This window comes from Pantoea sp. CFCC18179, from assembly GCF_059412405.1.
Genome location: NZ_JBNBPM010000019.1, coordinates 20635 through 33859, shown reverse-complemented (window position 1 = coordinate 33859; position 13225 = coordinate 20635). Strand labels below are relative to the sequence as shown.

Annotated in this window: 11 protein-coding genes; 7 read left to right on the top strand and 4 right to left on the bottom strand. The window is 54.5% G+C overall.

Going from position 1 to position 13225, the window contains the following annotated elements; all coding sequences use genetic code 11:
* Positions 1–62 precede the first annotated feature (62 nt).
* A complete protein-coding gene (nudE, locus tag ACPUC7_RS22570; RefSeq protein ID WP_343551585.1) occupies positions 63–629 on the bottom strand; it encodes an ADP compounds hydrolase NudE in 567 nt (188 codons plus the stop codon).
* Positions 630–1026: 397 nt separating this feature from the next.
* On the opposite strand from nudE, the gene ACPUC7_RS22565 reads away from it, so the two are divergent.
* From ACPUC7_RS22565 to pckA, 5 genes are all read left to right on the top strand, one after another.
* Positions 1027–3168, top strand: a complete 2142-nt coding sequence (locus ACPUC7_RS22565) for an intracellular growth attenuator family protein (protein WP_494924636.1) — start codon at positions 1027–1029, stop codon at positions 3166–3168.
* Positions 3169–3222: 54 nt separating this feature from the next.
* Positions 3223–3891 (top strand): GMP/IMP nucleotidase, encoded by a 669-nt coding sequence (yrfG, locus tag ACPUC7_RS22560; protein ID WP_494924635.1) that lies wholly within the window; start codon positions 3223–3225, stop codon positions 3889–3891.
* Positions 3892–3904: 13 nt separating this feature from the next.
* Positions 3905–4306 (top strand): ribosome-associated heat shock protein Hsp15, encoded by a 402-nt coding sequence (gene hslR, locus ACPUC7_RS22555; protein ID WP_494924634.1) that lies wholly within the window; start codon positions 3905–3907, stop codon positions 4304–4306.
* Positions 4307–4330: 24 nt separating this feature from the next.
* Positions 4331–5203 carry an Hsp33 family molecular chaperone HslO gene (gene hslO, locus ACPUC7_RS22550; protein ID WP_494924633.1) on the top strand — a complete coding sequence of 291 codons (873 nt, stop codon included), beginning with the start codon at positions 4331–4333 and terminating at the stop codon, positions 5201–5203.
* Between the two features lie 275 nt (positions 5204–5478).
* Positions 5479–7098 (top strand): phosphoenolpyruvate carboxykinase (ATP), encoded by a 1620-nt coding sequence (gene pckA, locus ACPUC7_RS22545; protein ID WP_494924632.1) that lies wholly within the window; start codon positions 5479–5481, stop codon positions 7096–7098.
* A gap of 113 nt (positions 7099–7211) precedes the next feature.
* Here the strand turns inward: pckA and envZ are convergent, their stop codons facing one another.
* Together envZ and ompR are read right to left on the bottom strand one after the other, a co-directional pair.
* Positions 7212–8576, bottom strand: a complete 1365-nt coding sequence (gene envZ, locus ACPUC7_RS22540; RefSeq protein ID WP_343551591.1) for a two-component system sensor histidine kinase EnvZ — start codon at positions 8574–8576, stop codon at positions 7212–7214.
* A complete protein-coding gene (gene ompR, locus ACPUC7_RS22535) occupies positions 8573–9292 on the bottom strand; it encodes an osmolarity response regulator transcription factor OmpR (protein ID WP_001157751.1) in 720 nt (239 codons plus the stop codon). The genes envZ and ompR overlap by 4 nt, the downstream gene beginning before the upstream one ends.
* 512 nt (positions 9293–9804) lie before the next feature.
* Here ompR and yjbE point away from each other — a divergent pair.
* Positions 9805–10044, top strand: coding sequence for an exopolysaccharide production protein YjbE (gene yjbE / locus ACPUC7_RS22530; protein WP_494924631.1), 240 nt, complete (start codon positions 9805–9807; stop codon positions 10042–10044).
* 123 nt (positions 10045–10167) lie between these two features.
* On the opposite strand, the gene greB is transcribed toward yjbE, so the two are convergent.
* Entirely contained in the window at positions 10168–10662 is a 495-nt protein-coding gene (gene greB / locus ACPUC7_RS22525; protein WP_343551600.1) for a transcription elongation factor GreB, read from the bottom strand.
* Positions 10663–10856: 194 nt separating this feature from the next.
* Between greB and ACPUC7_RS22520 the strand changes: the two genes are divergently transcribed.
* Positions 10857–13181, top strand: coding sequence for a Tex family protein (locus ACPUC7_RS22520; protein WP_494924675.1), 2325 nt, complete (start codon positions 10857–10859; stop codon positions 13179–13181).
* The last annotated feature ends 44 nt before the right edge of the window (positions 13182–13225 follow it).

The window sequence follows — 13225 nt, the reverse complement described above, 5'->3', positions numbered from 1 at the left end:
GTAGGGTCGCACTTCTGTGCGACCGCGGGCGGCCCAAGGGTCGCCCCTACAACACCCACTTCTCAGTAGCTCAAACGCCCCTGCTTCACCAGCCATTCGCGCACCATAAACAAGGCGCTAACGTTACGCGCTTCGCGGAAGTCAGGTTCTTCCAACAGTGCCAGCAGATTATTCAACGGCCAGCGGTGGACGATCAGCGGTTCTGGCTCATCGCCTTCCAGCTTCTCTTCATACAATCCTTCCGCCACCACAATGTTCATTTTGCTGGAGAAATAGGACGGCGCCATAGTCAGCTTACCGAGTGCTTCCAGCTTGGTAGCACCAAAACCGGCCTCTTCTTTCAGTTCACGATCGGCGGCTTCAAAAGCGCTTTCGCCGGGATCGATCAAACCTTTTGGGAAACCGAGTTCATAACTCTCCAGGCCAACCGCGTACTCCTGAATCAGGATTACGTCATCGCCAATGATCGGCACAATCATCACCGCTTCACGATCGGAAGGCTTCATACGCTCGTAAACCCGGCGCGCGCCATTGCTGAAAGCGAGATCGACCGCTTCAATAGTGAACAAGCGAGAGCGGGCAACCGCTTCCACATTGAGGATGTCAGGTTTTTTCATTGGGTTTTTCATATCAGCCTCAAACTTAGCACTACCCTGTGAAACGTGATGACGCCAGCATACCGAAGCCCGAACTATTGTGCGATACACAACGAAGGGAAACTATGGTGTCACATATTCACTTACTGCTGCTAACAACTTCTTGTTATCTATGCAGTTAAAAACTCACAATAAGTCAACGGTATTTTGTTAAATTCAGAAAATACCGATATTTAATTGAGTCATGTCTGGTTAACATCCCGTTGAGGAATAATCTAACAAACTATAATTAAATGATTTTGCGCGTTATTTTATCTGACTTTTCCCTTGTCAGAATGACATCTGCTCGCCAAAATTGACTTGTATTGATGGATTCACCGGGAGTACATCGTAAACGTGAAGGCAGTTTTTTGGCTGGATTGAGCAAAGCATGAGCACTTATATTGTCATTCTGGCTGTCATGCTCGCCTGCTCGTTACTCGCAGGTATTGGCTACTGGTACGCTATGCGGCATCGTCCGCCGTTGGCGAAACCACTGCCGTTTATCAGTCCGCCCCATCGCAAACTCACCGATGAAGAACGCGGTGCCGTTGAGAAGTACCTCGCATTACTGGCGAAACAACTGCAACACAGCACCGTACGCGCCAGCAAAAAATCCCGTGAACCCGAAACGTTAACGCTGACCGCGCAAAGCAACAATGTCTATCCGGTTACCCGCGCCATCACCCGCTACGGCCTCTCTACCGACGATCCGCACAAGTGGCGCTACTATCTCGATGAAGTGGAAGTGCATCTGCCGCCCCTGTGGGAACAGTACATCGCCGAAGAAAACTACGTTGAGCTGATTCGTACGCAAACGCTGCCGCTGGTGATCTCTCTCAACGGTCATTCGCTGGTGAATTACGCAGTAGAACAACCGGTGCTGCCGCCGCTGGTGCGCCCGATGTCGACTAACGCCTCAATTCGTAAAGAAGAGAGCGAGAACGTTGAGCTGTTGCAGGTCCGTAAAGAGACCGCCGAAGAGTATCAACTGTCGCGCGCGGAAGGCACGCGCGAAGCGGTGGCGATTTGTTTTGCTTTCCTGCTGTTCTTCCTCAGTTTGGTGCTGCCCGGCAGCATGATGGTGTGGATTGCGCTGCTTGGCTGCCTAATGATCGCCGTTAGCCTGTGGCTCCTCTATCGTTTTCCTGGCGCCAAAGGATTGCGTGATGTGCACTGTTTGCGCGGTGCACCGAAGCGTTGGGGATTGTTTGGCGAATCCAATCAAGAGCAAAGCAACATCTCGCTTGGCATTATCGATCTGATTTATCCCGCGCATTGGCAGCCGTATGTGGCGCACGATCTCGGCCAGGTTACGGATGTGGAGATGTACCTCAATCGTCAGGTGGTGCGTCAAGGTCGCTTCCTGTCATTACAGGATGAAGTGCGCAATTTCCCGGTGCAGCGCTGGCGTAAAAATCTGGTGCTGGCGTGCGGTTCGCTGCTGGTGCTGGTGATGTTGTTCACCTGGATTCCGCTCAGCATGCCGCTCAAACTCAGCCTTGCGTGGGTGAAAGGCACGGAAAGCATTGAAGTAAATAGTGTTGATAAGCTTAACGCGCTGCCGCTGCACATCGGTGATAGCTTGAAAGTCGCCGGTACCGGCATGTGTTCGGTGCCGGGCAATTATCAAAGCAATCGCAGTTACGCTTACATGCCGTTCGATTGCTCAGCGATTTACTGGAATAACGCGGTGCCGTTGCCGCAGCCACAATCCGACATCATTGATAAAGCCTCCGCGCTGCTGGATACCACCACGCGCCAGCTTCATCCTGAAACCAACACCGATCCAAAACTCAACCCGCAGTTAGCGTCGGCGATTCAGAAATCCGGCATGATCCTGCTGGACGATTTCTCCGATCTGGTGCTGAAAACCCAGGAGTTGTGCAGCCAGCAACAGGATTGCGTACGATTGAAAAATGCGTTGGTTAATCTGGGCAACGCCAAGGATTGGGATTCGCTGATCCATCGCGCCGATTCCGGCAAGCTGAACGGCATGAACGTGCTGCTGCGCCCAGTGAGCGCTGAAGCGCTGGAAAATCTGGTCACTACCGCTACCTCGACTTTCTTCTCGCGTGAAACGCGTCGCGCGGCGGAAAACCTCAATAGTCCGCCGCCCGGAGGCTTCCTGATTATTAGCGATGAAGGTCGTCAGATGGTGACGCAGCCCACGCCTTCTGTGCCGCTGTTTGATCTTGATGCACCTTCGCAATGGCGCGAGCTGCAACGCATGTCAGAAATGCTGCTGCACACGCCTTTCGCCGCTAACGGCATCATCACCAGCATTACCACCGATGCCAACGGCACGCGCCACATCGCGCTGCACAATGAGCCGGATGCAATGGCGCAATGGCGCTATTTAGGCACCGCGCTGCTAATGCTGGTGCTGTTTGCCTGCGCAGTCATTAACGGCTTGCTGGCGCTGCGTCGTATTCATCGTAATCGCCTGCGCATGGCCGAAATTCAGCAGTATTACGACAAGTGCTTCAACCACAACCTCAACACTATGCAGAGCGTGCGCTCGCTGTTCTGAGCCCTCCCCTTCTGTGCTACCCTGTCGCCCACTTTTTTGCGGCGAGAACCAAAAATGCAGGCAACGCTTAACTGGTCCGAGATTGATACCGTGCTGTTGGATATGGACGGCACGCTGCTCGATCTCGCCTTTGATCGCCATTTCTGGCTCGAACATGTGCCGGAAACGTTAAGCCGCGAACGCGCGATCACCTTGGGCGAAGCACATCAGCTGATCCAGCAGAAGTATCAAGCCGTGGTGCATACGCTAAACTGGTATTGTCTCGATTATTGGTCGCAGGAACTGGCGCTGGATATCCGCACCATGACGTGGGAAAAGCGTCATAACGCCGCGATGCGTGACGATACTCTGCCGCTGTTGCAGGCGTTACGCGCGGCAGGCAAGCGCACCATTCTGCTGACCAATGCGCATCCTTATAACCTTGAAGTCAAACTGGAGCAGACTGGATTAGCTGCCAACCTTGATTTATTGCTTTCAACCCATACCTTTGGGTATCCGAAAGAGGATCCGCGTCTCTGGCAGGCCGTTCAGCAGCACACCGCTTTTGACTGTGCTCGCACGCTATTCATTGATGATAGCGAAGCGATTCTGGATGCCGCCACGCGCTGGGGCATTCGCTGGTGTTTAGGCGTCAGCAATCCGGATTCCGGTCGGCCCGATCAATCTTTCCAGCGTCACCCGGCGGTACGCGATTATCGCCAACTGTGTGAAACGCTGCGTTAAAGCAGGAGCCGCAATGAAAGAAAAAGGTGCTGAAGGCGTTCGCCTCGATAAATGGCTGTGGGCCGCGCGCTTCTACAAAACGCGCGCCATCGCCCGTGAAATGATCGAAGGCGGCAAAGTGCATTACAACGGCCAACGCAGCAAGCCAAGTAAGTTAGTTGAGCTAAACGCTGAACTCACGCTGCGTCAGGGCAACGATGAACGCACGGTGGTGATTGCCGCGGTGACCGATCAGCGTCGTCCAGCCAGTGAAGCGCAAGCGCTGTATACGGAAACCGACGCGAGCATCGAAAAGCGTGAGAAAACCGCGCTAGCACGCAAGATGAATTCCCTGACTATGCCGCACCCCGATCGCCGCCCGGATAAGAAGGAGCGCCGCGATCTGATGAAATTTAAATTGTCGGGCGATGAATAACCCGCCCCCAACGAGAGAAACACTATGTCTGCACACGATCAACTGCATCGTTATCTGTTTGAAAATGTCGCCGTACGCGGCGAATTAGTTAACGTGACGGAAACCTGGCGTGAAATCGTTAAAAATCACGATTACGCGGAACCGGTAAAAACCTTGCTGGGCGAACTGCTGGCGGCCACCAGCTTGCTGACAGCCACGCTGAAGTTTGATGGCGATATCACGGTGCAGTTACAGGGCGACGGTCCTCTGACGCTGGCGGTGATCAATGGCAATAATCGCCAGGAATTGCGCGGCGTGGCACGCGTCACTGAAGACGCGCAAATCGCACCGGGCAGTAGCTTGAAAGAGATGGTGGGTAACGGTTATCTGGTGATCACTATTTCACCGGAGAAAGGCGAGCGCTATCAAGGCGTGGTCGGTCTGGAAGCAGATACGCTGGCAGGTTGCCTGGAAGATTACTTCATGCGTTCTGAGCAATTGCCAACGCGCCTGTTTATTCGCACCAGCGAGCAAGGTGCAGCCGGTATTCTGCTGCAAGTGTTGCCTGCACAAGAGTCAAACCTCGATGATTTCAATCACCTCGCCACGCTGACCGAAACCGTAAAGAGCGAAGAGTTGATCGAATTGCCTGCGACCGACGTGTTGTGGCGTCTGTATCATCAGGAAGAAGCCACGGTATTTGATCCTACGCCAGTGAGCTTTAAGTGCACCTGTTCACGCGAGCGTTGCGGCGAAGTGCTGAGCACGCTGCCAGTGGAAGAAGTGGACGAAATCCTCGAAGAAGATGGCAAAATCGACATGAATTGCGACTATTGCGGCTCGAATTACGTTTTCGATGCGGTGGATATTGCTGCCATTCGTAGCGCGTCGACCAATAACAGCGATCAAGTGCATTAATTTTTCGATCGGGCGGTTATGCCGCCCGTTTTTCTACTGAACGTATCCCTATCATTTCCCTCGGTTATTAGCTTAATAACGCTGACTTTAGTTTCATAAGTGGCAGATTTATCTACTTGTCACGTTCCAGCTCGCATTTCTGACTATCTTCTCTTTTCCGCTGTGCTCATAAGAGTACACTGCGCGCGATCTGCCCTGCGTGGCTATGCGTGAAGGGCACCAGGATCACCCCATAAAAATATGCAGTAACAGATACCGATTTAAGGAGCAGTCACATGCGCGTTAACGGCCTGACATCGCAAGACCTCGCCTCTATGGGCATTAGCGGCACCACCGAAGTGGTGTACAACCCTGACTTTGACACGTTATTTCAGGAAGAAACCCGCCCAGAACTGGAAGGTTATGCGCGAGGCACCCTGACGCAGAGCGGCGCGATTGCCGTGGATACCGGCATTTTCACCGGTCGCTCGCCTAAAGATAAATACATCGTGCGTGATGACACCACGCGCGACACCTTGTGGTGGAGCGATGTTGGCAACGGCAAAAATGACAATCAGCCGCTGTCGCAGGAAACCTGGCAAGCGCTGAAAGATCGTTGTACTCAGCAGCTTTCAGGCAAACGTTTGTTTGTAATTGATGCGTTCTGCGGTGCCAATCCAGACACGCGCTTGAGCGTGCGTTTTGTGATGGAAGTGGCCTGGCAGGCGCATTTCGTCAAAAACATGTTTATCCGTCCGAGCGATGCCGAGCTGGCTGACTTCAAACCGGATTTCGTGGTGATGAACGCCGCACAGTGCACCAATCCAGATTGGCAGGCACAAGGTCTGCACTCGGAGAATTTCGTTGCCTTCAACCTGACTGAGCGCATGCAGTTGATTGGCGGCACCTGGTACGGCGGCGAGATGAAGAAAGGGTTGTTCGCCATCATGAACTACCTGTTGCCACTGAAAGGCATCGCCTCAATGCACTGCTCGGCCAACGTGGGCAAAGCCGGTGATGTAGCGGTGTTCTTCGGCCTGTCGGGTACCGGTAAAACCACCTTGTCCACCGATCCGGATCGCCAGTTGATTGGCGATGATGAACACGGCTGGGACGACGATGGCGTGTTCAACTTTGAAGGTGGCTGCTACGCCAAAACCATCAATCTGTCTGAACAGGCTGAACCGGAAATCTACCGCGCGATTCGTCGCGATGCGCTGTTGGAAAACGTGGTGGTGCGCGCCGATGGCAGCGTGGATTACGCGGACGGCAGCAAAACCGAAAACACCCGCGTTTCGTACCCGATTGAGCACATCGAAAACATCGTGCAGCCGGTTTCCAAAGCGGGCCATGCTAAGCGGGTGATTTTCCTTACTGCCGATGCGTTTGGCGTGTTGCCGCCGGTTTCGCGCTTAACGCCGGAGCAGACGCAATATCACTTCCTGTCGGGCTTTACCGCCAAGCTGGCTGGCACTGAGCGCGGCGTAACGCAGCCGACGCCAACCTTCTCCGCCTGCTTTGGTGCGGCGTTCCTGACGCTGCATCCGACGCAGTATTCCGATGTGTTGGTGAAGCGCATGGAAGCGGCAGGTGCGCAGGCCTATCTGGTGAATACCGGTTGGAACGGCAGCGGTAAACGTATCTCGCTGAAAGACACGCGCGCGATTATCAATGCGATTCTGGCGGGTGAGTTGGATGGGGTTGAGACGGAAACCTTGCCGGTGTTCAACTTGCAGATGCCAAAGCAGTTGCCGCAGGTGGATAGCACGATTCTCGATCCACGTCGCAGCTGGCCGACAGAAGCCGCCTGGCAGCAAGCCGCGCAGGATCTGGCGCAGCGCTTTGTCACCAACTTTGAGAAGTATACGGACAACGACGCCGGTAAAGCGTTGGTGCAAGCGGGTCCGCAGTTGTAATGTTGCGGTAAATCGCACAACTCGTAGCGGCGCGATTTATCGCGCTCTTTTGAACCTGGCTCATCTGGTCAAATGCGCGCAATAAATTGTGCCGCTACGGTTCCGCTAATGCCTTATGGGACGTGATTAATACTCGCCACCGCCGTACTGCTGCCACCTTCGGGGATCGGCAGCCACGCACGAATACGTAAACCACCGCGATCGCTATCACCAATCTCCAGCGAACCGTCATGCGCATCAATAATACGCTGCACAATCGCCAGGCCTAAGCCGGTGCCGCTGGTGCTGCGCGCGCTGTCGCCACGCACAAACGGTTGGAACAGATGCTGCAACTGATCCGGCTTAATGCCCGGACCATCATCTTCTACCTGGAACCAGGCGCGATTCAGCTCTTTGCCGCTGCTAACTTTAATCCAGCCGTTACCGTAACGCGCCGCATTCACCACCAGATTTGCCAGCGCACGCTTAATCGACAGCGGATTGATATCCAGCATCAAATCCTCGGTCATCACCGCATTTTCGATTTCACGCTCGTAGCCGCTTTCCGCCGCCACCACTTCACCCAGCACGCTGTTCAAATCGGCGCGCTCGGTCTGCATCTCTTGCCCGGTACGCAGATAATCGATGAACTGCTCGATGATGGCGTTGCACTCTTCGATATCTTTGTTGATCGACTCCGCCAGATAGCCGTCTTGCTCACTCATCATTTCCGTGGCGAGACGAATACGCGTCAGCGGGGTACGCAAATCATGGCTAACGCCGGCCATCAACAAGGTACGATCGTCGGCCAACTGCTTCACGCCAGCGGCCATCTGATTAAAGGCCCGCGTTACTGAACGCACCTCAGACGCACCGTATTCACGCAACGGCGGCGGAATAATACCTTTACCCACCTGCAACGCCGCATGCTCCAAATCCACCAAGGGTCGGTTTTGGATGCGGATAAACAACCAGGCACCGCCAATCGCCAGCAACATGATCGCCAACGTATAGCGGAACAGCGGCGAGAAATCGCCTTGATGGATTTCAGTGAGCGGGACGCGCACCCAAATATCCGGCGACAGCCAGGTTTTCAGCCACACCACCGGCGAGTTCTTATTAACCTCGACGCGGACATCGGTTGGGCCGCCAAGCTGCTGCCCCATCTGCTCGCTGAGAAATTCGTAATGCTGCGCCCAGCGCAAACCGCTCTCTTCCGCCGCCGCGTTGGTATACAACGAGATGCCCAATTCGCGATAAATTTCGCGTCGGAAGGCCGGAGGCACTTCCAACTGCGTTCCATCTTCCAGCTGCAGCCGGTCGGTCATCAACATACGCACTTCGTACGCGAGGACTTTATTGAACTGCTGCAAGCTGGGAAGAATGGCGAAATTCAGCACCACTAAGTAGGTCGTTACCAGGCTGACGAACAGCAAGGTAACGATCAATAGCAAAGTGCGGGCAAACGAACTGCGGGGTGAGAAGCGCAATCGCCTCATGCTTTGCTGCCGTCCGGAACGAATACGTAGCCAAGACCCCAAACGGTCTGGATATAGCGCGGATGCGCCGGATCTTCTTCCACCATGCGGCGCAGACGGGAAATCTGCACGTCGATAGAACGTTCCATCGCACTGTATTCGCGGCCACGCGCCAGGTTCATCAGCTTATCGCGGGATAACGGCTCACGCGGATGGCTCACCAGCGCTTTCAGCACGGCAAACTCACCGCTGGTTAATGGCATTGGCTCATCTTCACGGAACATCTCACGCGTACCGAGGTTCAGCTTGAACTTACCGAAGGCGATAACCGCTTCTTCCTGCGAGGGTGCGCCTGGCAATTCGTTAGCCTGACGACGCAGTACCGCACGAATACGCGCCAGCAATTCGCGTGGGTTGAACGGTTTTGGAATGTAGTCATCCGCGCCGATTTCCAGACCCACGATGCGATCGACTTCTTCACCTTTCGCGGTGACCATAATGATCGGCATCGGATTGCTTTGGCTGCGCAGACGGCGGCAGATTGACAGGCCATCTTCGCCCGGCAACATTAAATCAAGCACCATCAAGTGGAAGGATTCGCGGGTTAACAGACGATCCATCTGCTCGGCGTTGGCAACGCTACGCACCTGAAAGCCCTGTTCGGTGAGATAGCGTTCGAGCAACGCGCGCAGACGCATATCGTCATCGACGACCAGAATTTTGTAGTTCTCTTGCATGTTCAACTCCCAAAGGCGCCATTGCCTGAGACAATATTGTTAAAAAAAGAGGCCTCAGTGTGACAGTTATTAATGGTTTATATTCTAGCCGAAATTGTTACAAAGCATATTAAACAGCAGCTTATATTTATTTTTGGTCGGGAAATGCGCTTCGCTTCCGGTTTTTTATCTGTGCTTTCAAGCCGCTTAGCGCTTATCTGAAAAATTGACCTCTTTTCTTTCTGTTACTGGTTCATGACACAAAATTGCGCCGTCCGAGCGGCTCTCCACGCCATCAGGCTTAAATAGAGGATAGGGAAGCACGCCACATTGCCATTAAGTCAGCATAAAATCTGGCGTTTTATCGCTGTGCCGCGCATCTGTTTTCGGAAATTTTCCTGATCAGGAAGAAACAGGACCAGCAGTAATTTTATTCCTACAAATCAATCAGTAATCACCTCTTCCTTCCCTCACCGCAATCTCCGACACTGCATTCGTACCTGCTTTAATTGAGTTCATGTGGAGAAAGAAAGATGAAAAAAACCGTAATTCTGCTGAGCGCACTGGTACTGGCCAGCATCACTCAGGTTCAGGCGGCCACCAGCGCGGGCGAAGCGGCCGGTGCGCAAGCATCGACCACCGCGAAAGGTAACTCCGATGCCATCGGCGTAGGTGCCGTAGGCGCACTGCTCGGTATTGCTCTGGCAACAATGGGCGGCGGCGACAAAGGTAACGGCACCTCAACCACTACGGCGACGACACCGGGCAAATAATTGATTCATTGATGCGCGGCAAGGCTGCGGCGCTTCTCCCCTCTTTACTGCCAGCCCTTTTCGCCACCGGAGAATAAGTAGCGCCCCGGCTTGCTTACCCAGGCCATTATTCTCCGCCTCTTTTTACTCTGATTCAGATGCTTTCACGTACTCAATGCTGTTGACGAACCACAGCTTTTGCCCTTCTGGCGTGTTCACCAACACTTCATCATCGACTTCTTTCTTAATCAGCGCGCGCGCCATCGGCGAATCGATCGAGATGTACTCTTTCATCGTCTCACCATAAATTTCATCCGGACCCACGATACGAAAGCGCTTCACCTCGCCTTGCTCATTTTCCACCTGCACCCACGCGCCGAAAAACACTTTGCCTTCTTGCTGCGGCGCGTAATCAACAATTTTCAGATCGGCGAGGCATTTGCGCAGATAGCGCACGCGGCGATCAATCTGACGCAACAGACGTTTGTTGTAGGTGTAATCGGCGTTTTCGGAACGGTCGCCGAGGCTGGCGGCCCAGGAGACAATTTTGGTGATTTCCGGACGCTTTTCGTTCCACAAATGGTCGTGTTCAGCGCGCAGCTTGTTGTAGCCTTCGCGGGTAATCAGTTGGGTTTTCATGGCGTCACTAGCAATTGTTCAAGGTCAAAGAGGCTAACAATAAGCGACGCATCCGCCATCAGCAAGAAGCAGCCAACGATGTGCGCGCTGCATTCAGAAAAAGATGGATTCACTGGCCTGCGGCTGGCAATTTTCGCCCTCAGCCCGTATAACTGTCCCCTATTTCTAACCCTGAGTAAGCATTTTTACTGATGATGAAAGATTCACTGAGCCAGATTATCGCAAGTGAGCTGAAGGCACGCGCCGACCAGGTTGATGCCGCCGTTCGCCTACTTGATGAAGGGAACACCGTGCCGTTCATTGCACGTTATCGTAAGGAAGTCACCGGCGGACTTGACGACACCCAACTGCGTCAGCTGGAGAGCCGCCTGGGCTACCTGCGCGAGTTGGACGATCGCCGCCAGTCGATTCTGAAATCCATCGATGAACAGGGCAAACTGACGCCGGAACTCGCCGATGCCATTAACAGCACGCTGAACAAAACCGAGCTGGAAGATCTGTATCTGCCGTACAAGCAGAAGCGCCGCACGCGCGGACAGATCGCCATTGAAGCCGGTCTTGAACCGCTGGCGGAGACGCTGTGGCAGGACGCTTCACAAGATCCTGAGCAGCTGGCCGCAAGCTACGTCGATGCCGACAAAGGTGTCGCCGACGTCCGCGCCGCGCTGGATGGCGCGCGTTACATCCTGATGGAACGTTTTGCTGAAGACGCCACGCTGCTGGCAAAAGTACGCGAATACCTGTGGAAGAATGCGCACGTAGTGGCGCGCGTGGTGGAAGGTAAAGAGGAAGAAGGCGCGAAATTCCGTGACTACTTCGATCACCACGAAGCGCTGAGCAGCGTGCCATCACACCGTGCGTTGGCGATGTTCCGTGGCCGCAACGAAGGCGTGCTGCAACTGTCGCTGAATGCCGATCCGCAGTTCGACGAAGCGCCGCGTGAAAGCTACGGCGAAACGCTGATTGCCGAGCACCTCAATCTGCGCCTGAACAACGCGCCGGCCGATAGCTGGCGTAAAGCGGTGGTGAGCTGGACATGGCGCATCAAAGTGCTGCTGCACCTCGAAACCGAATTGATGGGCACCATTCGTGAACGTGCCGAAGATGAAGCCATCAATGTATTTGCACGTAACCTGCACGATCTGCTGATGGCCGCCCCAGCGGGCATGCGCGCCACCATGGGTCTTGATCCGGGCTTGCGTACCGGCGTTAAAGTCGCGGTGGTTGATTCCACCGGCAAGCTGGTCGCCTTCGACACCATTTATCCGCACACCGGCCAGGCGGCGAAAGCTGCCACCGCGGTTGCGGCGCTGTGCGCTAAACACCAGGTTGAACTGGTGGCGATTGGTAACGGCACCGCATCGCGCGAAACCGAGCGTTTCTTCCTCGATGTGCAGAAGCAGTTCCCGCAGATCCAGGCGCAGAAAGTGATTGTTAGCGAAGCCGGTGCATCGGTTTACTCGGCGTCTGAGCTGGCGGCGCTGGAATTCCCGGATCTCGACGTATCCATTCGTGGTGCAGTTTCCATTGCACGTCGCCTGCAAGATCCGTTGGCCGAACTGGTTAAGATCGATCCGAAATCCATCGGCGTCGGCCAATATCAGCACGATGTCAGCCAAAGCCAATTGGCGAAGAAACTCGACGCGGTAGTTGAAGACTGCGTAAACGCCGTTGGCGTCGATCTCAATACCGCGTCCGTCGCGCTGTTGACGCGTGTTGCCGGCTTGACCCGCATGATGGCACAAAACATTGTTAGCTGGCGCGATGAAAACGGCCGTTTCCAGAATCGCCAGCAATTGCTGAAAGTGAGCCGTCTGGGGCCGAAAGCCTTTGAACAGTGTGCAGGTTTCTTGCGCATCAATCAGGGCGACAACCCGCTGGATGCCTCGACCGTGCACCCGGAAGCGTATCCGCTGGTCGAGCGTATTTTAGCGGCAACCGAGCAGGCGCTGAATGAGTTGATGGGCAATCCGGGCAGCTTACGCGATCTCAACGCGCGCGAATTTACCGACGAGCGTTTTGGCCTGCCAACCGTCACCGACATCATCAAAGAGCTGGAAAAACCGGGCCGCGATCCGCGTCCTGAGTTTAAAACCGCGCAATTTGCCGAAGGCGTAGAGACCCTCAACGATTTGCTGCCGGGCATGGTGCTGGAAGGCGCGGTGACCAACGTCACCAACTTCGGTGCTTTCGTTGATATCGGCGTACATCAGGATGGTTTAGTGCACATCTCTTCACTTTCGGACAAGTTCGTCGAAGATCCCCATCAAGTGGTGAAAGCCGGCGATATCGTCAAAGTGAAAGTGATGGAAGTCGATTTGCAGCGTAAACGCATCGCGCTCACCATGCGTCTGGATGAGCAGCCAGGTGAAAGCAATGCACGCGGCAATCGCAGCGCCAGCAAAGAAACTGCACGCCCAGCCGCCAATAACAAGGCGCGCGGCAAACCAGCCAGCGCTTCAGCAGGCAACAGCGCGATGGGCGATGCGCTCGCTGCGGCATTCGGTAAAAAACGCTAAGTTCTTGCCGTCATCATGCGCGGAGATGCAATGGTCTCCGCGCG

Excerpts from the sequence above, each read along its gene's own strand:
- nudE (WP_343551585.1), bottom strand. The coding sequence starts at position 629 with ATGAAAAACCCAATGAAAAAACCTGACATCCTCAATGTGGAAGCGGTT.
- ACPUC7_RS22565 (WP_494924636.1), top strand. The coding sequence starts at position 1,027 with ATGAGCACTTATATTGTCATTCTGGCTGTCATGCTCGCCTGCTCGTTA.
- yrfG (WP_494924635.1), top strand. The coding sequence starts at position 3,223 with ATGCAGGCAACGCTTAACTGGTCCGAGATTGATACCGTGCTGTTGGAT.
- hslR (WP_494924634.1), top strand. The coding sequence starts at position 3,905 with ATGAAAGAAAAAGGTGCTGAAGGCGTTCGCCTCGATAAATGGCTGTGG.
- hslO (WP_494924633.1), top strand. The coding sequence starts at position 4,331 with ATGTCTGCACACGATCAACTGCATCGTTATCTGTTTGAAAATGTCGCC.
- pckA (WP_494924632.1), top strand. The coding sequence starts at position 5,479 with ATGCGCGTTAACGGCCTGACATCGCAAGACCTCGCCTCTATGGGCATT.
- envZ (WP_343551591.1), bottom strand. The coding sequence starts at position 8,576 with ATGAGGCGATTGCGCTTCTCACCCCGCAGTTCGTTTGCCCGCACTTTG.
- ompR (WP_001157751.1), bottom strand. The coding sequence starts at position 9,292 with ATGCAAGAGAACTACAAAATTCTGGTCGTCGATGACGATATGCGTCTG.
- yjbE (WP_494924631.1), top strand. The coding sequence starts at position 9,805 with ATGAAAAAAACCGTAATTCTGCTGAGCGCACTGGTACTGGCCAGCATC.
- greB (WP_343551600.1), bottom strand. The coding sequence starts at position 10,662 with ATGAAAACCCAACTGATTACCCGCGAAGGCTACAACAAGCTGCGCGCT.
- ACPUC7_RS22520 (WP_494924675.1), top strand. The coding sequence starts at position 10,857 with ATGAAAGATTCACTGAGCCAGATTATCGCAAGTGAGCTGAAGGCACGC.